The sequence below is a fragment of the Arthrobacter koreensis genome (genome assembly GCF_035792275.1).
GTDB classification, from domain to species: domain Bacteria; phylum Actinomycetota; class Actinomycetes; order Actinomycetales; family Micrococcaceae; genus Arthrobacter_B; species Arthrobacter_B koreensis_A.
On sequence record NZ_JAMWKK010000002.1, the window covers coordinates 75301 to 94757 of the forward strand.

20 protein-coding genes are annotated in these 19457 nt (G+C 67.5%); 13 read left to right on the forward strand and 7 right to left on the reverse strand.

Going from position 1 to position 19457, the window contains the following annotated elements; translation table 11 throughout:
- Window positions 1-145 precede the first annotated feature (145 nt).
- The 6 genes from NGB94_RS02305 (at window position 146) to NGB94_RS02330 (ending at window position 4762) form a co-directional block, all read left to right on the forward strand.
- Window positions 146-931 carry a thioesterase family protein gene (locus tag NGB94_RS02305; RefSeq protein WP_325788786.1) on the forward strand — a complete coding sequence of 262 codons (786 nt, stop codon included), beginning with the start codon at window positions 146-148 and terminating at the stop codon, window positions 929-931.
- A 4-nt stretch (window positions 932-935) separates the two neighbouring features.
- Window positions 936-1709, forward strand: a complete 774-nt coding sequence (locus NGB94_RS02310; RefSeq protein WP_325788787.1) for a lipoate--protein ligase family protein — start codon at window positions 936-938, stop codon at window positions 1707-1709.
- Window positions 1710-1772: 63 nt separating this feature from the next.
- A complete protein-coding gene (locus NGB94_RS02315) occupies window positions 1773-2564 on the forward strand; it encodes a winged helix-turn-helix domain-containing protein (protein WP_325788788.1) in 792 nt (263 codons plus the stop codon).
- Between the two features lie 70 nt (window positions 2565-2634).
- On the forward strand, window positions 2635-2997 hold the full coding sequence (locus NGB94_RS02320) for a VOC family protein (RefSeq protein WP_325788790.1): 363 nt from the start codon (window positions 2635-2637) through the stop codon (window positions 2995-2997).
- Window positions 2998-3005: 8 nt separating this feature from the next.
- Window positions 3006-3659 (forward strand): hypothetical protein, encoded by a 654-nt coding sequence (locus tag NGB94_RS02325; RefSeq protein ID WP_325788792.1) that lies wholly within the window; start codon window positions 3006-3008, stop codon window positions 3657-3659.
- Between the two features lie 290 nt (window positions 3660-3949).
- On the forward strand, window positions 3950-4762 hold the full coding sequence (locus tag NGB94_RS02330; RefSeq protein WP_325788794.1) for a hypothetical protein: 813 nt from the start codon (window positions 3950-3952) through the stop codon (window positions 4760-4762).
- Between the two features lie 112 nt (window positions 4763-4874).
- Here the strand turns inward: NGB94_RS02330 and NGB94_RS02335 are convergent, their stop codons facing one another.
- The 4 genes from NGB94_RS02335 to NGB94_RS02350 all read right to left on the reverse strand — a co-directional run bounded on the left by NGB94_RS02335 (window position 4875) and on the right by NGB94_RS02350 (window position 8110).
- Window positions 4875-5516 carry an MBL fold metallo-hydrolase gene (locus NGB94_RS02335; protein ID WP_325788795.1) on the reverse strand — a complete coding sequence of 214 codons (642 nt, stop codon included), beginning with the start codon at window positions 5514-5516 and terminating at the stop codon, window positions 4875-4877.
- Window positions 5516-6601, reverse strand: a complete 1086-nt coding sequence (locus tag NGB94_RS02340; RefSeq protein ID WP_325788797.1) for an S-(hydroxymethyl)mycothiol dehydrogenase — start codon at window positions 6599-6601, stop codon at window positions 5516-5518. The genes NGB94_RS02335 and NGB94_RS02340 overlap by 1 nt, the downstream gene beginning before the upstream one ends.
- A gap of 130 nt (window positions 6602-6731) precedes the next feature.
- Window positions 6732-7004, reverse strand: a complete 273-nt coding sequence (locus tag NGB94_RS02345; RefSeq protein ID WP_325788798.1) for a mycoredoxin — start codon at window positions 7002-7004, stop codon at window positions 6732-6734.
- A 92-nt stretch (window positions 7005-7096) separates the two neighbouring features.
- Complete coding sequence (locus NGB94_RS02350) at window positions 7097-8110, reverse strand: bile acid:sodium symporter (protein ID WP_325788800.1); 1014 nt, start codon at window positions 8108-8110, stop codon at window positions 7097-7099.
- Between the two features lie 110 nt (window positions 8111-8220).
- Here NGB94_RS02350 and NGB94_RS02355 point away from each other — a divergent pair, with 110 nt between their 5' ends.
- On the forward strand, window positions 8221-9009 hold the full coding sequence (locus NGB94_RS02355) for an SOS response-associated peptidase (RefSeq protein ID WP_325788801.1): 789 nt from the start codon (window positions 8221-8223) through the stop codon (window positions 9007-9009).
- A gap of 34 nt (window positions 9010-9043) precedes the next feature.
- Here NGB94_RS02355 and NGB94_RS02360 read toward each other — a convergent pair whose 3' ends face one another.
- The gene (locus NGB94_RS02360) at window positions 9044-9508 is read right to left on the reverse strand and encodes a VOC family protein (protein ID WP_325788803.1); all 465 of its coding nucleotides are present in this window, start codon (window positions 9506-9508) and stop codon (window positions 9044-9046) included.
- Between the two features lie 205 nt (window positions 9509-9713).
- Between NGB94_RS02360 and NGB94_RS02365 the strand changes: the two genes are divergently transcribed.
- Together NGB94_RS02365 and NGB94_RS02370 are read left to right on the forward strand one after the other, a co-directional pair.
- Window positions 9714-12011 (forward strand): MMPL family transporter, encoded by a 2298-nt coding sequence (locus tag NGB94_RS02365; RefSeq protein ID WP_325788804.1) that lies wholly within the window; start codon window positions 9714-9716, stop codon window positions 12009-12011.
- Window positions 12012-12021: 10 nt separating this feature from the next.
- The gene (locus NGB94_RS02370) at window positions 12022-12363 is read left to right on the forward strand and encodes a chorismate mutase (protein WP_325788806.1); all 342 of its coding nucleotides are present in this window, start codon (window positions 12022-12024) and stop codon (window positions 12361-12363) included.
- A 20-nt stretch (window positions 12364-12383) separates the two neighbouring features.
- Here NGB94_RS02370 and NGB94_RS02375 read toward each other — a convergent pair whose 3' ends face one another.
- Window positions 12384-13685 (reverse strand): CoA transferase, encoded by a 1302-nt coding sequence (locus tag NGB94_RS02375; RefSeq protein WP_325788808.1) that lies wholly within the window; start codon window positions 13683-13685, stop codon window positions 12384-12386.
- Window positions 13686-13793: 108 nt separating this feature from the next.
- On the opposite strand from NGB94_RS02375, the gene NGB94_RS02380 reads away from it, so the two are divergent.
- Window positions 13794-14390, forward strand: coding sequence for a DUF2087 domain-containing protein (locus NGB94_RS02380; RefSeq protein ID WP_325788810.1), 597 nt, complete (start codon window positions 13794-13796; stop codon window positions 14388-14390).
- Window positions 14391-14411: 21 nt separating this feature from the next.
- Here NGB94_RS02380 and NGB94_RS02385 read toward each other — a convergent pair whose 3' ends face one another.
- Window positions 14412-15452, reverse strand: a complete 1041-nt coding sequence (locus NGB94_RS02385; protein ID WP_325788811.1) for a DUF2776 family protein — start codon at window positions 15450-15452, stop codon at window positions 14412-14414.
- Between the two features lie 301 nt (window positions 15453-15753).
- Here NGB94_RS02385 and NGB94_RS02390 point away from each other — a divergent pair, with 301 nt between their 5' ends.
- From NGB94_RS02390 to NGB94_RS02400, 3 genes are all read left to right on the forward strand, one after another.
- Window positions 15754-17442 carry an MDR family MFS transporter gene (locus NGB94_RS02390; protein ID WP_325788812.1) on the forward strand — a complete coding sequence of 563 codons (1689 nt, stop codon included), beginning with the start codon at window positions 15754-15756 and terminating at the stop codon, window positions 17440-17442.
- Entirely contained in the window at window positions 17442-19016 is a 1575-nt protein-coding gene (locus NGB94_RS02395; RefSeq protein WP_325788814.1) for an MDR family MFS transporter, read from the forward strand. Before NGB94_RS02390 ends, NGB94_RS02395 begins: the two co-directional genes overlap by 1 nt.
- A 115-nt stretch (window positions 19017-19131) precedes the next feature.
- Complete coding sequence (locus NGB94_RS02400; RefSeq protein WP_325788816.1) at window positions 19132-19443, forward strand: DUF6504 family protein; 312 nt, start codon at window positions 19132-19134, stop codon at window positions 19441-19443.
- The last annotated feature ends 14 nt before the right edge of the window (window positions 19444-19457 follow it).

The window sequence follows — 19457 nt, forward strand, 5'->3', positions numbered from 1 at the left end:
TCAAAAGGGGATGCTCAGGCTTGCTTGGGATTGCTCCACGGGCCATTCAACACCGCGGGCGGGACACGGGGAAGGGGTCAGTCCGTCTCCGGCACGCAGGCAGGATAGCCTGAGACGGCACAATCAGGACGCGCCGGGAGGATAAGTGGCCGAATCGTACTACCGCTCACTGGGTGAGGGGACCTTTGAATCAACCCGTCACACACAGGGGGCCTGGAACGAAGACGAACAGCACATGGCACCGGTGGCCGGGCTGCTGGTGCACTGCCTCGAAGAGGCGGACCCGCGCCCCGGGATGCGCCTGGCACGCGTCAGCTTCGAAATCCTGGGGATCATTCCGCAGGGAGTCTTCGATGTCACCACCAAGGTCATCCGCGCCGGCCGCACCATAGAACTCCTGGAAGCTGAACTGACAGCCGGCGGGCGCACCGCCGTCCGGGCCACTGCCTGGCGCCTGGCCCAGGGGGACACCACCGAGGTGGCGGCTGTGGAAGATGAACCAATGCCCGGCCCGGAGCAGGCCGACGGCTTCGACGGGATGACGGCCTGGCCAGGGGACTTCATCAACAGCCTTGAGTTCCGCGCGGTTCCGGGGCTGCGTCCCGGACGCGGCCAGGTGTGGGTGCGCTCGCCGTTTGAAATGCTCGACGGCGCCGGCACGCCGCCGACGGTGCGCCTGCTGGGCCTTGTAGACGCCGCCAACGGCATAGCGGCACGGGTTCCGCCGGGCGGGGACAGCTGGATGTTCCCCAACGTGGACCTGCAGATCCACCTCCACCGCCGGCCGGAGGGGGAATGGCTGGGCCTGGACACCAGGGTCAGCTTTGGCGCGGACGGAATCGGCCTGACCTCTTCCGTGCTGCATGACGAATCCGGGCCGTTTGGACGCAGCGAGCAGATCCTCACCGTCCGCCCTCTGGGCAGGAGCTGATCCTGTGACGACGGAGCGCGTGCTGGACGTCTACCGGCAGGAGGAGTCCTTTGGCGCTGCAGAAGACCTGCAGCACGCCCTGGAGCTGCTGGCAGCCGCCCGGCGCGGAGAGCTGGGCCCCTCCCTGCGGATCTACCGTCCGCGCCCCACCGTGGCCTTCGGGCAGCGCGATGCCCGCCTTCCCGGATTCGCTGCCGCCGCAGCCGCCTGCCGCGGCCTGGGTTTCGAGCCGCTGGTCCGCAAAGCCGGCGGACGGGCGGCGGCCTATCACCAGGGCTGCCTGATCCTGGACCACATTGAGCCCGAACCCAACGCCGTTGCGCAGTCGCTGGCGCGCTTCGCCGGCTTCGCGCAGCTGCTCGCCGGCGCCCTGTCCGACGCCGGGGTTCCGGCCGGCGTCGGCGAGATCCCCGGTGAGTACTGTCCGGGGGAATACAGCGTGCACGGCGGCACGGATGCCCGGATCAAGCTGGTAGGCACAGCGCAGCGCGTGGTTTCCGGTGCCTGGCTTTTTTCCTCGGTGGTGGTCGTCGAGGACTCTGCTCCGCTGCGGGAAGTCCTCACCGCCGTGTATGAGGCGCTGGGCCTGGACTGGGACCCCGCCACAGCCGGGGCCGCCGAGGATCTGCGCCCAGGACTCACCACGGCCGCGGCCGAGGCAGCCCTGCTGGCAGCCTATGGGCGTTATGCCAGCCTCCGCCGCGGAGATCCCGAACGGATGAAGCAGATTGCCGGCGGCGGTGGAACTGTCTTTCCAACCGCTGCCCGATCCCGTTAGGCTCGGGCAGCGGAAGCAGGCGCGCACCCCCGCCTCAGACCCATCAAGCAAAGGAAGCGCACGTTGCCCAAGAAGAGCGTCGAAAACACTGCCCTGCGGCTGAAGGCCATTCTCGAAGTCCTGGCCCGGCAGGACCCCTCCGCCGATAAGAAGACGTCCCGGGCGGAGGTGCTGCGCCAGGCCCTGGAACAGGTGCCGCTGGACGGCCCCGAGGCGCAGCTGCTTGCCAGCGGCGTCGCGCGCGGTGAACGTGCCCTGGTAACCGCGAGCACCAAGCTGGTAAAGGCCGGCTGGATCCTGAAGGAGGGCCGGGCAGGGTGGAGCATCACTCCCCAGGGGCGGTCCGCGCTGTCCAGTTTCCCCGACGTCGAGGACCTGCACGCCGCGCTCAGCGGCAGCGAGCAGTCAGTTTCGGCCGTGACCAGCGCCGAAGCGCGGAGCGAAGCCGTGCTTGAGGAAGCGCTCCTGGAATCCGATGCCGCGGCTGAACCTGCCGCCCGGATCCACGGTGCGCACGCCGAGGACCGTTACGACGGCCCGTCCTTTCCCCAGCCGTCCGCCGTCGCCGTGCCGGGTACGTTCGGATCTGCACTGGGCGGCTCCGACTGGGATCCGGCGGCAGAGGCGGTTCAGCTGGGCTTTGACCGCAGCGATGAGCTGTGGAAACTCAGTGTCGACCTGCCGGCCGGGGAATATGAGTTCAAGGCGGCGCTTAACCGCGGCTGGGACGAGAACTACGGCGAGGGTGCGCACTTCGACGGCGCGAACTACCGGTTAGGGCACTCCGGCGGGCCGGTGACCTTCCTGTATGACCATGCCACCCACACGGTGGTAACAAAACCCGACGGGCTGTAACCGGCCAGCCGGTGCCGTACGCCCGCCCCGGGGACTATCATCGAGGGCACGGCCACCCGAAGGAGTGCCCATGTTCGAGTACGGCAAAGCGTTCAGCGGATTCGCCGTAGACGATGTTGAGTCCGCCCGGCGGTTCTACGGGACAACGCTTCAGCTCCCGATCACGCAGCAGCAGGGAAGGTTCCGGCTGGAACTGGCCCGGGACAACCATGTGCTGGTCTATGAGAAGGCCGGCCACGCCCCGGCCGCCTACACAGTGCTGAACTTCCAGGTGCCGAACGTTGAGGCGGCGGTCGAGGAACTGAGCAGCAGGGGAGTGGTCTTCGAAAACCTTGATGGCGCGGGCGGCGGGGTGTTCCGGCGCGGCGGTGCCGCCATGGCGTGGTTCAGGGATCCGTCAGGGAACATTCTTTCCGTCCTGGAACAGGACTAGCGCACTTCGTGGCAGGGTGGCGCGAAGCCTTCGGCCCGGCGGGCAGGCCGTACCGGCGGATGCTGGCGGCAGCCGCGGCAGCCGGTTCCGCAGCGGGGGTTTATATCCGTGTGGTGCGGCCGCTTCGCAGGAATGGCGCCGAACCGGGCAACGGACTCCGGATGCCCGGGGACGCCGTCCTGACCGGACCGGTGCTGCAGTACACCCGAAGCATCCTCATTCCGGCACCTGCGGCAGACATCTGGCCCTTTATGAACAGGATTGGCCACGGAAGGGCGGGCTGGTACATCTTTGACCGGGTGGGCCTTCCCGACCAGCGCGAGGCGGACCGCGCCGTGCCCCAGCTGCGGGACCTGGACATTGGTGACCTCCTGACCACCGGCACCGGTCACAGGCTGCGGATCAAGGAAGTGCAGCCCCGGGACTGGATGCTCTGGGCTGACGGCGACGGCCGTTCCACCTGGCTGTGGCTGCTGCAGCCGCTGCGCCCAAACCAGACCCTGCTGGTGGTGCGGGCCCGCTTCCAGTACGGCTTCCGGCACCCCGGCACCCTGGCCGCGCTCCCGCTGGACGCCGTTGACTGGGCGTCCCTGCGGCGCGCCCTGGTGACCGTCCGGGACAGGTCCGTGCTGCGTTCGGCGACCCGTCTGGGGAAGCGCTGAGGCAATCGGGACGTCCCGCGGTACGCAGGTTCGGCGGCGCTGGTAATTTGATAAGTATGGAAGAACTTCCCGCCGCACGGCTGTTGCTGGCTGGACCCCGCGGACGGGAACTCTGCCTGGACCTTGCCCGGTCCCTTGTCCCGGAACAGCGGTCGTTCTCCTGCGGGAGCAGCACCCCGCTGTCCGGGGGCATATCGCAGGAATCCAGGAGAGTTCTGCAGTTGCTTGAGGCCCTGCCGCACCGGCCGGAGATAACTGTTGCCCTAGTACTCTCCAGCCTGGACCGCGTTGTGAAAGGTGCTTCGTACTGGAAGCCGCCGTCGGATACCGCACGCGTGCTGGCTGAACCCGAACCCAGGGATCTGCTCCTTCCGCTGGCCATCGCCGTCGTCCGCGCCCGGCCGCAGTGGTGGCTGGCCCCCGGCGCGATGACCCAGCATTACGTCCAGTGGATAGCCAGCACCACCGTTCCCGGGACGGACCCGCCCAGTCTGACCGGCAGTGCTGCGGGACTGCGACGCTGGCGCGAATCCATTGCGGCTGAAGAAGGCAATACACCCCTGGTTGCCAACTGGACCGGCCGCTGGTGGTCCATCCCCGCGCTCTCGGACGTTCCCGCCACCACCCCGGCGATTCCCGGGAACGGTCCGGCGGGACTGCGCATGGTCGAGGATCCGCTGCCGTGGACCATGGCCCGCACCTACCCGCTGAAGGCAATGGAGGGGTCGCGGATTTACGAGATCCGGGATGCGCGAAGCTGGCAGGACCTCGTCTCCACCTATCCGCTGGACGTCACGCGCTCACGCGGACGCAGCTGGGCGGTCAGCTCGGGGAACGCGGAAGCTAATACCTGGCACTGGGCCATCCCGGACTGGCAGGCAGTGGCCCGGGATTACGACGGCGTCCACCTCAGCGTCGCAGGGTACCTGCGGACCGCGGGGAGCGTGCTTGACGCCGCCGGCGCCAAGACCATGCTGGCAGGCTGGGCTCCGGCCGAGACCTGGTGGCTCAACGATGTCCTGGCTCCGGCCGGAGACCCGGTTGACTGGACTGCCGCCCCGGGCCGCCACGGCTGGCAGGTCCAGGCCGCTGCAGCCTCCTGATCAGCCTCCGGCCGCGAACGCCGTCTCCACACAACGCCGAGAGGGCAGTTACGGCTGCTTTGAAGCGTCATACGAGCCGTAACTGCCCTCTCGGGAGTGGAACTGTGCTGGCCTAGTGGCCCCGGGCGATCCATTCGTCCAGGTGCGGTGCCTCGGCGCCGATCGTGGTGGAGTCCCCGTGCCCGGTGTTCACCGTGGTCTCGGCCGGCAGGGTCAGCAGGCGCTCCCGGATCGAGTCGATGATGGTGCCGAAGTCGCTGTAGGAACGGCCCGTGGCTCCAGGCCCGCCGTTGAACAGTGTGTCGCCGGAGAAGAGCACCGGTGTGCTGCCTTCTTCGTCTTCCAGCAGGAAGCACACCGAGCCGGGGGAGTGGCCCGGGGTGTGCAGTGCCTCCAGGGTGACGCCGGCGATCTCGAAGGTGTCGCCGTCTTCGATGACGTCGTCGGGTGCTTCATCGGGGAACACGGCGTCCCAGAGCATCCGGTCCGCCTCGTGCAGGAACACCGGGGCGCTGAACCGGTCCTGCGCTTCGGCCACGGCTCGGATGTGGTCATCGTGGCCGTGCGTGAGCAGGATGCCCATGACTTCGCGGTCGCCGACGGCTTCGGCAATCGCGTCGACGTCGTGGGCCGGGTCGATGATGATGACCTGCAGGTCATCGCCGATGATCCAGACGTTGTTGTCCACGTCCCAGGTGCCGCCGTCCAGGCTGAAGGTGCCGGAGGTGACAACCTTGTCGATGCGTGCCGCCATCAGAGCTCCACCACCGAGCGCAGGACCTTGCCGTCATGCATCTTGGTGAACGCTTCCTCGATGTCGCCGAGCCCGATCCGCTCGGAGACGAACGCGTCCAGGTCCAGGCGGCCGAGCTTGTACTGCTCCACCAGCATGGGGAAGTCGCGGCTGGGCAGGCAGTCGCCGTACCAGGAGGACTTCAGCGATCCGCCGCGGCCGAAGACGTCCGCCAGGGGCAGTTCGATCTGCATGTCAGGGGTCGGCACACCCACCAGCACCACGCGGCCGGCGAGGTCGCGGGCGTAGAAGGCCTGCTTGTAGGTTTCGGGGCGTCCCACGGCTTCAATAACGACGTCGGCGCCGTTGCCTCCGGTGAGCGCGCGGATCGCTTCCACGGGATCTTCTTCGCGGGAGTTGATGCCGTGCGTGGCGCCGTTGGCCAGGGCCAGGTCAACCTTCGCCTGGTCGATGTCCACGGCGATGATGGTGGTGGCACCGGCCAGCTTGGCGCCGGCAATGGCGGCAATGCCCACCCCGCCGCAGCCGATTACGGCCACGGATTCGCCGCGCTGAACTTCACCGGTGTTGATGGCGGCACCGATGCCGGCCATGACACCGCAGCCGAGCAGTCCCACCGCGGCGGGATCGACGTCGTCGTCCACCTTGGTGCACTGGCCGGCAGCAACCAGCGTCTTCTCCGCGAACGCTCCAATGCCCAGTGCCGGGGAAAGCTCCGTGCCGTCTTCCAGCGTCATCTTCTGGGTGGCGTTGTGCGTATTGAAGCAGTACTGCGGCTGGCCCTTCCGGCAGGCACGGCACTCGCCGCATACCGCACGCCAGTTCAGGATCACGCGGTCGCCGGGAGCCACTTCGGTGACATCGGGGCCGACGGCGGAAACCACGCCGGTTGCTTCGTGGCCGAGCAGGAACGGATAGTCGTCGCTGATGCCGCCCTGCTTGTAGTGCAGATCCGTGTGGCAGACGCCGCAGGTGAGGATGTCCACCAGTGCTTCACCGGGCTCGGGGTCCGGTACCAGGATGGTCTCCAGGGAGACCGGGGCGTTCTTTTCCTTGACTACTACAGCTTGGACCTTGTGAACCATGGGGGAGGGCTGCCTCTCGGTGATGTCTCGGGGGCACCCCGGCGTTCCGGGGCTACAGTTCCATCCTAGGTACGCCGATGCCGGGAGTCACTTTCGCGGCTCCCGGCATCGGATCACAGAAAAGGTCAGGTCAGAGGCCCAGACGGGACTTCACCTCGGCGGCGGACGGGTTGGTGGCTGCCGAGCCGTCAGGGAAGATCACCGTGGGAACGGTCTGGTTGCCGCCGTTGAGGGACTCCACCAGTTCAGCCGTGCCTTCGGTGTTTTCAATGTTCACCTCGGTGTAGCCGATGCCCGCCGAGTCGAGCTGGGACTTCAGCCGGCGGCAGTACCCGCACCAGCTGGTGGAAAACATGGTGATGGTTCCGGCCTCGGGGGTGAAGGCTTCGGCAGTAACGGACATGTGGTCTCCTTGGGGTCAATACACGGCAGTGCTTGTTCGCTGCAGGAGTCAACGCCGGCGCCGCCGGTTTGATTCCCGGGCTAGGCGCCGGTTTACGCCCCGGCGGGGAGGTCCGGACCGGAGGCACGGCCCGCCGGCTGCGGCAGCAGCCGGGGAATGCACCGGATGGCCAGCGCCATCCCGGCCAGCTCCGTGAAGGTCTGGGTGACGACGGCGGCAGCAGCGGTCCCGGCGGCTTCAGGCAGGGCGAGGGCCAGGGGCAGCACCACCAGCGAATTCCGCGTGGCGCCGCTGAATGCCAGGGCACGGGCACTGCCGTAATCCAGCCCGCCGGCATGGCCCGTGAGTGCTCCGATGAGGACCATGACGGCGAGGAACACCGCGTACAGCGGGACCAGCGCTGCCAGCGCTGCACCGGCGTCGAGCACCCGGCGCGCCTGGGACGCGGCCACCGTGAACAGGACAACAAGCATCAGCGGCACCATGGCGGCATTGCCTGCGGCTGCAGCCCTGCGGAAGGAAGGGCGCCGGTCCGCAAGCAGCTGGGTTGCTGCCGCCGCAGCCAGGGGCAGGAGGATGAGCAGTACCAGGGCTTCGAGCAAGGGTTCGGGGGCAATGATCCCGGTGACCGAGCCTGAGGTGAACAGCCAGAGGAAGAACGGCAGCAGGAGCAGCTGGGCAATCATCAGCAGCGGCGTGGCTGCCAGGAGCTTCCCGTGGGCGGCACCGCCCAGTGCCGAAAAGACGATCACGTAGTCGATGCAGGGCGCCAGCAGGACCAGCAGCACGCCGGTGAGCAGGGCCGCGTCGTGGGCAACGAACCGGGAGAGCGCGAAAACCAGCACCGGGACCAGTACGAAGTTCAGGACCATCAGCAGTCCCAGGAACCGCAGGTCCAGCAGGCCCGCCCGGATTCGGGTAAACGGCACGGCCAGGAACGTGGCGTACAGGAGCAGGGCGATGGCGGGGCTGATGAAGAGGTCAAGGGCCTGGCTGCCCGGGACCGCAGCGCCGGCCAGGAACCCCGCTGCCAAAGCGGCGAGGTAAAGCGCGATCTGGCGCCGTTCGAGTGACTCCCGGAGGCGCGTGCCGGCCCTGCTGTCCATGCTTGGAAGACTATCTCGCGGCCGGCGCTGCCGGATGCTGCCGGGAAGCGGCGTCGGGAAGCAGCGCCCCGGGTTGGTCCCGCGGCGGACGCACAGGGCAGACTGGAGGCATGTGCGGACGATACGTGATGGCCAGGGCTGTCGGTGACTTGGTGGCGGAGGCTGAAGCCGAGGCCGACGCGAACCTTGAGCTGCGCCGGTCCTGGAACGTCGCACCCACCACGGACATCCCGGTGGTTCTTGAACGGGTGCTCGACGGCGCTGCGGTGCGCCAGGTGCACGTGGCCCGCTGGGGGCTGGTGCCGGGCTGGGCGAAGGATCTTTCCGTGGGAGTCCGCGCCTTCAACGCCCGCAGCGAAACCCTGCTGGAGAAACCGACATTCCGCGACGCGGTGCTGGCCCGCCGGTGCGCAGTGCCCATGGAGGGGTACTACGAGTGGCAGGCGGGTCCCGGCGGTACCCGGAAGCCGTTTTTTGTCCGCCGGTCTGACGGCAGGCTGCACTGGTTCGCCGGGCTCTACGAATGGTGGGCGGATCCTGCCCTGCCTGCGGATGACCCGGCCCGCTGGCTGCTCTCGGCCTCGGTGATCACGCTGGCTTCACCGGACCCTGAAGACTCCGGCCCCGTGCTGTCCCGGCTCGGTGCCCTGCATGACCGGATGCCCCTGCCCCTGGGCGGCGGGGACCTTGGCCGGTGGATCGCGCCGGGAACCCTGACCGCCACCGCAGCGCTGTCGCTGCTGGGCACGGCGCTGGGCAATGCTTATGCAGCGGCAGGCGATTGGAAGATCGAACCGGCGAACCCGGCTGTCGGCAATGTGCGCCATGACGGACCCTGGCTGCTGGAGGCCGGTGCAGGACCCGGCGCTGGACCGGCTGCGGAGGCAGCGCTGTTCTAGGCGGGGGTACCAGAACCCCGCGGGCACGGAAGGCTCAGGCTGTGGGAAGCGCTGCGCCCGGGTCGCCGGGATCCAGGACGGAGAGGCTTACACTGCCGTCCGCGGCAACCTGCAGTCCGGGGTTGTGGCAGATTTCCCAGCGGAATCCGTCCGGGTCGGTGAAATAGCCCGAGTAACCGCCCCAGCTCATCTGCGTCCCCGGGGCGGCGATGGATCCGCCGGCCGCAGCCGCCTCATGCAGGATCGCATCCACGTCCTTCGGGGAGTCAACATTGTGGGCCAGCGTGAACGGCGCCAGACTGGCAGCACCGGTTGCTCCGGACTCCGCGGCGAGGTGGTCGCTGCGGAAGAAGGAGAGCAGTATTCCATGGCCCACCTGGAAGAACACCACTTCTCCCGGCACGTACTGGAGAGGATCCCAGCCCAGGCGGCCGTAAAAGGCGTAGGACACTTCGACATCGCGTACGCCTAGGGTGACGACGCTCAACTGGGGCAGCATGTAGGAATCTTCCCACCGAACCTCCGGCAAACCCAGAACATGACCTGACCGGATTTTCGCGCCGCGTTGGCCGGTCCTTGGCGGACGCCGTTGACGCGGCCGGTTGCCCGGGGCTCTCATTGAAGGCGGCAGTGCATGCACGTCCAGGGGCGGGTTAGACCGGCCAGGGTCAGCCCGCGCTATCGCACAGAATGCGACGAGGCCCATGAGCACAGCGATCCCTCCGAATTCGGGCCAGCCCAGGCCCTCCCGCCCATCCTCTGCCGGCGGCGCCTCCGCCGTTCCTCCGGACCGGGAAGGCCCGCCCCGGGACGGCCCGCCGCAGCAGGCCGGCCAGAGTGCAGGCCCGCCGGCCTGGCTGCGGATCGTGATCCCGGTGCTGCTGATCATCAACTGGTTCGGCCTCGGCGGAGTGGGCGGACCGTATTTCGGCAAGATCAGCGAAGTCCAGCAGAACGACCAGGCGTCCTACCTGCCGGCCAGTTCCGCCTCCACGAAGGTCAGCGAACTCCAACCGAAATTCACGGACAGCGACGCGGTCCCCGCCGTCGTGCTCTACGTCAGCAATGACGGCCTCACGGACGCCGACCGCAGCTTCATCGAAGAGCGGACCAAGGCGTTTGCCGAGGCTCCCGGGGTCAGCGGCGGGGTGTCCCCGGCCCAGTACTCGGAGGACGGGAAAGCTGCGGAGGTCTTTGTTCCCATAACGGACGACGACGCCGCCGCCGACAACGTGGAGAACCTCAGCACCGTGGCCAAGGACGGGCTGCCTGAGGGGCTCACGGCGTACGTGACCGGACCGGCCGGGCAGCTGGCGGATATTTCCCAGGCGTTCGGGGGAATTGACGGTGCCCTGCTGATCGTGGCGGTTGTTGCCGTGCTGGTGATCCTGGTGATTGTCTACCGCTCGCCGCTGCTGCCCATCCTGGTGCTGCTGACCTCCATCCTGGCGCTCTCGGCCGCGATCCTGGCCGTGTACTGGCTGGCCAAGGCCGGTGCAGTGACACTGAACGGGCAGGTCCAGGGCATCCTGTTCATCCTCGGCATCGGCGCGGCAACAGATTACTCGCTGCTCTACGTCTCCCGTTACCGCGAAGCACTGCGGGACCACGCGGACCGCTGGGGAGCGACCCGGGCAGCGCTGCGGGGCACCCTTGAACCGGTGTCCGCCTCCGCCGGCACCGTGGTGGCCGGGCTGCTGTGCCTGCTGCTGAGCGACCTGAACTCGAACAAGGCCCTGGCCCCGGTGGCGTCCCTCGGGATCGTCTGTTCCTACCTGGCCGCGATGACACTGCTGCCGTCGCTGCTGTTCGTCTTTGGCCGGGCGGCGTTCTGGCCGCGCCGCCCCGCTTTCGGGTCCCCGCATCCGGACCGCGACCACCAGGCACGCGGCTTCTGGCCGGCAGTGGCCCGCACCGTGCGGAACCATTCCCGGCGCACCTGGCTGATCTGCGCCGTCGTACTGGCCGCCGCCGCGGTAGCCGTGGTGGACTTCCGCGCCTCCGGCGTGCCGCAGAGCGACTTTGTGCTGGGTCAGACCGAAGCCAAGGAAGGCCAGACGGAGCTGGGCGAGCATTTCCCCTCCGGATCAGGCAGCCCGGTGCTGATCGTTGCCCCCGAATCGGAACTGAAGTCCGTCGCGGACACGGTACTGGGAACCAGCGGCATCTCCGACGTCACCGTGGTGGCACAGGGCACCCCGTCCGGTTCCCTGCCCGTTACGGAGGACGGAGTGCAGGTCCCGCCGATCCCCGGGGCCGAAAATGCTTCCCCGAAGACCGTGGACGGACAGGTGCTGCTGCAGGCCACCCTGACTGAGAACGCGGACTCGACCGCGGCGGAGGACACGGTCCGTGAGCTGCGGGGGAAACTGGCGGACACACCCGACGTCCTGGTGGGCGGCACCACCGCCACCACCGTGGACACCAACGACGCCGCCGAACACGACCGCAACCTCATCATCCCGGTGGTGCTGGTGGTGATCTTCTTCCTGCTGATGCTCCTGCTGCGGGCCGTGCTGGCGCCTTTCCTGCTCATCCTCACCGTCATGCTGTCCTTCGGTGCGACGCTGGGCATCTCCGGGCTGCTGTTCAACTACGTGCTGGACTTACCGGGAGCCGATCCTGCCGTGCCGCTGTACGGGTTCATCTTCCTGGTGGCCCTGGGCGTTGACTACAACATCTTCCTGATGACCCGCGTGCGGGAGGAGAGCATCCTGCTGGGCACGAGGGACGGGATTATCCGGGGGCTGATGATCACCGGCGGAGTGATTACTTCCGCCGGCATCGTCCTCGCTGCGACCTTCGCGGCGCTGGGGGTGATCCCGGTCCTGTTCCTGGCGCAGCTGGCCTTCATCGTTGCCTTCGGCGTCCTGCTGGACACCCTGGTGGTGCGCTCGCTGCTGGTTCCGGCGCTCTCCTACGACATCGGCCCGCGTATCTGGTGGCCTTCAAAACTGGGCCGGGCGGAGGAACCGGAAAAGGCTGACGCACGGTCCCGGTAAACTGGAAGCCATGGGAGAAACAGTGGAAACAGACCCGACTACCGAACAGCTTGGGGCCGTACGCACGGCCATTGACGAGATAGACGAAGAAATCGTGGCGCTCATCTGGCGCCGGGAGCGCCTGGTCCGCCTGGCCGGGGGACTGAAGGACGATGACGCCCAGGTCCGCGCCAGGGGCCGGGTCGAGGAAGTGATCAACCACGTGCGGGAAGCCGCCGAGGCGCAGGAGCAGGACTCCACGGTAGTGGAGAAAACCTACCGCGCCATGATCGACGCGTTCATTGACTACGAACTCCGCACCAGGCATGAGGATGAAGCGCAGGCACGGCTGGACGCCTTCAGCCGCAGCTAAATCCCGTCCCGGCAAACCGGCTACCAGGCAGCGGGAGCCGATCCCAGCGGGGCCGCGGGCACATCCCACGCCATGCCGGGAACCGGTCCTTCAGAGCTGAAGGCCAACGGAGCCAGAAGCCGCTCGCCGGGACCCCAGTACGTCTGTTCCGCGCTCCGCGGCAGGGCGGGGGCGGGCGGCTCCTGCGGCGAGACCCAGGGCGGAGGAACCGGCCGGCGCACGTCCGCAGCGCGCTGCAGTTCGACCGCAGTCCGGGCCAGGGAGAGCCTCGCCGCGTACACCTCGCCGTCCAGCCGCCGGGTCCACGCGCGCACGGCTGCCGCAGCAGCCAAATAGCCGGTGGCGTGGTCCAGTGCCTGGACCGGCAGCGGCAGCGGTGCGTCCGCCGCAGCCCAGGCCATGCCGGCGTCGGCAATGCCCGAGGCCGTCTGCACCAGGGAATCGAACCCCCGGCGTCCGCGCCACGGGCCGGTCCATCCCCAGGCGTTGACCGCCACGGTCACGACGCCGGGGCGCAGCTGCTGGAGGCGGTGTTCGTCCAGTCCGAGCCCGGTGAGGGCACCGGGACGGTAGCCATGCACCACCAGGTCTGCGGCAGAAATGAGTTCACGGATCTTCGCCGCCCCGTCGGGTGAGCGCAGGTCCAGCCGGGCACAGCTCTTGCCCACTGTCATTTCCGCTTCCAGGGACGGCTCCTGCCAGCTGGGAGGGTCAATGCGCAGGACCCGGGCGCCGAACCCGGCAAGGAAGCGGCTAGCCACCGGGCCTGCGATAACGCGGGTCAGATCCAGAACCCGGACCCCGTCCAGCGGCCGTTCGGGAGTTCCATACGTCTGCGCGGGGGTCCGGGCCGCGCGCCGGGTCCAGCCAAAGAGGGGTTCGCCCCAGACAGCCTGTCCCTGAGGGTGGGACCGCCACTGGTCGACTGTCCGCAGCCGGGCCGCGCAGCCCCCTGCTTCCACCACAGCCTCTTCCAGCTCTCCGCCCTTCCATGCCCGGACGGCCACAGCGGCGGTCTCGGGGCCGGCATCTTCGGGAAGGCCCAGGACGGCGAGCGCAGCCCGGCGGTGGTGCGGGGCATTGGTGTGCAGGCGGATCCAGCCGTCGGCACAGGGATAGTCGCGTGACAGCGGATCCCACGGCGGGGGCACTTCCCAGCCGGCCGGGCGGAAAGACATGCCGAACCAGGCGCGGGAAAGATCCGGGCTGGCTTCGGCGTGCACCGGCATCCCGGAGAGCCGCGAGGCGAGTTCCGCGACCGCGCTGCCCGCCGCCGCCACGGAGGCCGCCGCGAAAGAGCGCACGGGATAGCACGACTCCATTCGGTCAGCTCCCCTCAGTCCGGTTTCCTGTTGCAGTAGGCTACGTCACGGGTCCGGGGCCCGGACAGGCGCAGCCGGCACAAAAACACGACGCGGAAGGCACAGCAGGTGAAAGATTCCGGCAGGGCAGGCAGCTCCAACTGGAAAGCGGTGGCCGCAGCGCTCGCGGATTCCCGCCGGCTGGAGCTGTATGCCCGGATAATCACCGCGGCAGCGCAGGGCGAACCGCTCTCCGGCCTGGGGCTGGACCGGGCGGAAACCAAGTCGCTGGCAGCCCTGGCCCGGGCAGGGCTGGTCCGCTCCGGGGCGGACGGCCTGCATCCGGTCCCGGAAGTTTTCTCCCGCCTGCTGGCTGCGGACCGCCCGCCCAGGGACGAGTCCCCGCTGCGGCACCTGGGCCCGGGACGCTCCGGCAGCTTGCCGTCCAGGCGGACTGAACGCCTGGAAGTCCTGCACTACCTGGCCGGAGAGGTTTTTTCCCGGCACGGCGTCCTCGGTTCCGGCGAGGACGGTGCAGGGAATCCTGCCGGCCGGGCCCGGCTCACGGAAGCCGAGGTCACCGGAAGGCTGTCGGAGTTCACGAACGACCCGGCAATGTTCCGCCGGGCCATGGTGGATGAGGGAATAGTCCGCCGCAGCCCGGACGGCTCAAGCTACTGGCTCACCAGGCCGCGGCCGGCTGCCGGTCTTGAGTTTGCCGGCTGAGGACCAGGTCCGTTCCGGCGGCTACTCCGAGGTTCCGGCTTCCAGGATCGAGACGATGGAGAAGAGCGTAAAGCAGACCGCTCCGAGTCCTACCAGCACATGTGCCGGTACGAGGAACGACGGATCCGTGCCTGCGGCTTCAAAGAGGAACGCGGCGAAGAACAGGCAGGTGAGCGCCGTTCCGATGGGCATGAGCGGGATCCGGTTGGCCAGTGCAAAGGTGCGGCGCCAGACGAGGGCGAGCAGCACCTTGGACAGGATGCTGAAACAGATCAGCCCCAGGCCGATCAGCACACATCCCGGAGCCAGCCGATACGGCTCGGACGAACTGAGCAGCACAAAGAGCCCGAGCAGCAGGTTGACCAGTCCCGCGGCACCGACAAACCAGGGCCAGACCAAACGTTCGCTGTCGCTGAAAGCATTACGTATTTGGCGCACGATGCTCGCTACCAGTGCGATCAACGAGGTGCAGATCACCGCCAGCCCGATCAGAACATGGCCAGCCACGAATCCCGGAGTGTCTCCGCGCAGCAGCAGGCCGGCTGCGAGGGAGAAGCCGGCGGCGGCTGCTGCAGCCGGAACAGTGATCAGCACGAGGCCGGTGGCTCGGGTGTGGGCGCCTTCCGGCGGGCCGTCCAGGGGATCGAGCCGCTGTGCCGACTGGATCAGCGTGAATTTCGTGGAGGCAGCCGCGACGGTGCTGACGCAGGAGGCAACCAGTCCGATGCCGATTACGACAAAACCGGCGGTGAGGTTCTCAGCCGTGTTCTCCCGGTTGGCCAGAACGACGCCCCAGGCGATGGCGGCGGCAGCAGCTGCGTAGCCGGAGAGCGGCAGGGCGATGCCCCACACCCGCCCGTAGCGGTCGATGAGCTGCCGGATGATGGTGGCCGCCGTAGTGAACAGTGCATAACAGATGGCAGTAGGCCCCACGTTGACGTGGCCGGCAACAAAGTGGTTCGCGTCATCGGGCCCGGCCAGGATGTACAGGCCGTAGGACAGGCACACAGCACCCATCAGAAGCGGGATGGCGCGGAAAATGACGCTGATTGTCCAGTTCATGTTGTCCAGTTCATGGCGTACCCCGAAGGCAATCGTGGATAGCGTGCGGCTTTCGGCAGCATGGCAGGTCCCTGGTTAGTGCAAGTCTGCGCCCGTCCCACCCGCGGAACAATGCCGGAAGCAGGGACCAGATGCGGGCCGGGGAACTTCGTGCCCTGCACCGTGGGCGCGTCCGCCGGTCCGGCGGCATCCGGATCCCGGCGGCCGCCGCGGACCGTTGACTTGGCCGGACGGCGGGAGTCGAATGGATAGTGGGTTTTGGTTCCGGACCATCCACGGATGGCTTCCCTAGGAGGCGTCATTGGCCGCTCGATTCACTGCCCACGGAGCCGAAGCCACCCACCCTGGAGCCCAGGCAGCCACTGATCTGGGGTCGCCGGCGTCTTCATACCGAACGGCTCCCGGCCCGGCTGCCTCTGCTGCCCCGGCGCCGCCCGAACCTCCGGCCCAGCCCGGCCAGGCAGCTCCGGCACCGCATAACCGGCGCCAGCTTGCCCTGGTTTTCAGCGGCCTCATCATGGCGGTGCTGATCTCGGCACTGGACCAGACCATCGTGTCCACCGCGCTTCCCACGATCGTGGGCGACCTGCGGGGACTGGACCACCTGTCCTGGGTCATTACCGCCTACCTGCTGACGTCCACCATCGGTCTGCCCATCTACGGCAAGCTCGGTGACCTGCTGGGGCGCAAGAACATCTTCATCTTTGCGATTGTGGTTTTCCTGCTCGGATCAGCGCTTTCGGGCCAGGCCCACAGCATGGGAGAGCTGATTGCCTGCCGGGCGCTGCAGGGAGTTGGCGGCGGCGGGCTGATCATCGGATCACAGGCGATCATCGGGGACATCGTTTCAGCACGCGACCGCGGCAAATACATGGGCCTGATTGGCGCAGCCTTCGGTGTTGCCTCCGTCAGCGGACCCCTGCTGGGAGGCTACCTGACGCAGTACTGGTCCTGGCGCTGGGTGTTCTACATCAACCTGCCGCTCGGAGCGATCGCCCTGGCACTGATCATTACCTCCCTGCACCTGCCAAGGCGCAGCGCCGCGGGAATCAAGCTGGACTATCCGGGTGCCGTGCTGCTGGCGATTGCGAGCGCGGCGCTGGTGGGCATCACCAGCTGGGGCGGAACCACCTACGCCTGGACTTCCCCAACCATCCTGGGCCTCGGCGCGGCCGCCCTGGCAGCCATAGCGGTCTTCATTCCCGTTGAGCTGCGGGCACCTGAACCGATCCTCCCGCTGCGGCTGTTCCAGAACCGGAACTTCGTGGTGTGCACCCTGGTGGGACTCGCCGTCGGGCTGGCAATGTTCGGCTCCATCTCTTACCTGCCGACCTTCCTGCAGATGGTCAACGGAGCCAGCGCCACTGCCTCGGGTTTGATGATGCTGCCCATGACCGCCGGAGTGCTCATCACATCCGTCGGCAGCGGACAGCTGATTTCCCGCACCGGGCGTTACAAGATCTATCCCGTCGCCGGGGCGCTGATCATGATCCTTGGCCTGCTGCTTCTCTCACGCATCTCCGCGCAGACCCAGTACTGGTTCACGGCACTGGGGATGTTCGTGCTCGGCCTCGGGATTGGAATGCTGATGCAGAACGTCGTGCTGATCGTGCAGAACAGTGTTCCGCCGGAGAACATGGGCACAGGGGTCTCCTCCGCGAACTATTTCCGCCAGATCGGCGGAACGCTCGGAATCGCCGTCTACGGGTCCGTGTTCATTTCCCGGCTCAACGACCAGGTGGCCAATGCACCGGCGGCAGTGCGCGGAGTGACCGGCCAGGGAGTGAACTCCATCAGCCCGGAGCAGCTCAGGGGCCTGCCGGCGCCGGCACGGGACTTCATTGCCGACGCCTTCGGGACCGCGCTGCCGCCGGTCTTCCTGCTGGGCATCCCTGCCCTGGGCGCCGCGTTCGTGCTGACGCTTTTTATCAAAGAGATCCCGCTGGCCAAGACAGCCAACGTCCAACTGGAAGGTGAGGCAAAACGCTAATGGCCTCAGGTGCACATGCTGCCGTACCCGTCCACAGCGGCGGTACGGAGACCCGGCAGGAGGAGGGTGCACCGCGCGGACGGGTACTGGTCTTTACGGGACTGGTGCTTTCCGTCCTGCTCGCGGCGCTGGACCAGACAATCGTTGCCACGGCCCTGCCAACCATTGTGGGTGACCTGAACGGCCTCGAACACCTTTCGTGGGTGGTGACCGCCTACATCCTGGCAGCGACCATCGGGCTGCCCATTTACGGCAAGCTGGGAGACCTGTTCGGCCGCAAGAACATCTTTATCTTTGCAATCGCCGTGTTCCTGCTGGGCTCTGTCCTCTCCGGGCTCGCACAGAACATGGGCCAGCTGATCGCGTTCCGGGCCCTGCAGGGGATTGGCGGCGGCGGGCTGATGATCGGGGCGCAGGCCATCATCGGGGACCTCGTCTCGCCGCGGGAACGCGGACGCTATATGGGGCTGATCGGTGCCTCGTTCGGGCTCGCCTCCGTCAGCGGGCCCCTGCTGGGCGGCTGGATCACCGACTCGTGGTCCTGGCGCTGGGTGTTCTACATCAACGTGCCCATCGGAGCCGTGGCGCTCGCCGTCGTCATTACCTCCCTGCACCTGCCCGGGGTTCCCCGGTCCCGGCCGCGGCTGGACTATGCCGGTGCCGGGCTGCTTGCCCTTGCCTCCACTGCCCTGATCCTGGTGACCAGTTGGGGAGGAACCACCTACGACTGGGGGAGTCCGCAGATCCTCGGGCTGGCGGCGGCCGCCGTCGTAGCCGGATCTGCCTTCGTCTGGGCGGAGCACCGGGCCAGTGAACCGATTCTGCCGCTGGGCCTGTTCCGGCTGCGCAACTTCCTGATCCCGGTGCTGGCGGGCATCGCCGTCGGCATAGCGATGTTCTCCACCATCTCCTACCTGCCGACGTTCCTGCAGATGGTCAACGGGGCAACCGCCACCGAATCCGGACTGATGATGCTGCCGATGATGGCCGGGCTGCTGCTGACCTCGATCGGTACCGGCCAGCTGATTTCCCGTACCGGACGGTACAAGATCTATCCCGTTGCCGGGTGCGCGGTGGTCATTGCCGGACTGGTGCTGCTCTCCCGCATCTCCCAGGACACCCCGTACTGGTTCACTGCCATTGGCATGGCAGTGCTGGGAATGGGCATTGGTGCGCTGCTGCAGAACCTGGTGCTGATCGTGCAGAACAGTGTTCCGCCGCAGAATATGGGCACGGCGATCTCCGCCGTGAACTACTTCCGCCAGATCGGTGCCTCCTTCGGGATCGCTGCCTTCGGATCGATCTTCATCCAGCGGCTGACCGACCAGCTCGCGGCAGCGCCGGCAGGAACAGCGGGGATGCTGCCCGGGGAGAACATCAATTCGCTGACGCCAGCGGTACTGCAGGGGCTGCCCGGTCCGGTGCAGCAGGCGATCGCCGCGGCGTTCGGCACAGCGCTGCCGCCGATCTTCCTGCTCAGCGTCCCGCTGGTGGCGGCAGGCGGTGTGCTCTGCCTGTTCATCCGTGAGATTCCCCTCTCAACCCAGTCCCGGGTGGAAGCTGCGGCTGAATGATCGCCAGCTCACACCGGTCTCCAAGGGGGCACCGTGCGGATTGTCAGAGTGCAGTCGTACACTGGAGATTCGAATATATGTTCGAATTACGCAGCAGGCACAGCGAGGGGCAGCCATGGGACTTTTCACTGAAGCAATTGAGGTGGTGTGCTCGCCGGCGGGCGTACCGCTGCGCCTTAGCTGGCAGGGCCGGACCTACAAGGTCGCCGCCAATCCCGTGCGCTGGTATGAACGGCGGCGCTGGTGGGAAGAGGAACCCCGGGCAGAACGCGGACACGGCCCGGGACTGGTGGATTCAGAGATCTGGCGGGTCCAGGCACGCCTGAACCCGCGCTCGCCGCTGCGCACGCTGGACATTTCCCGGCAGGCTGCCTCCAATACCTGGCGCCTGATCCGGATCCATGACGCGCTGCGGGAAAGCGCTTAGTACCGAACCGTGAG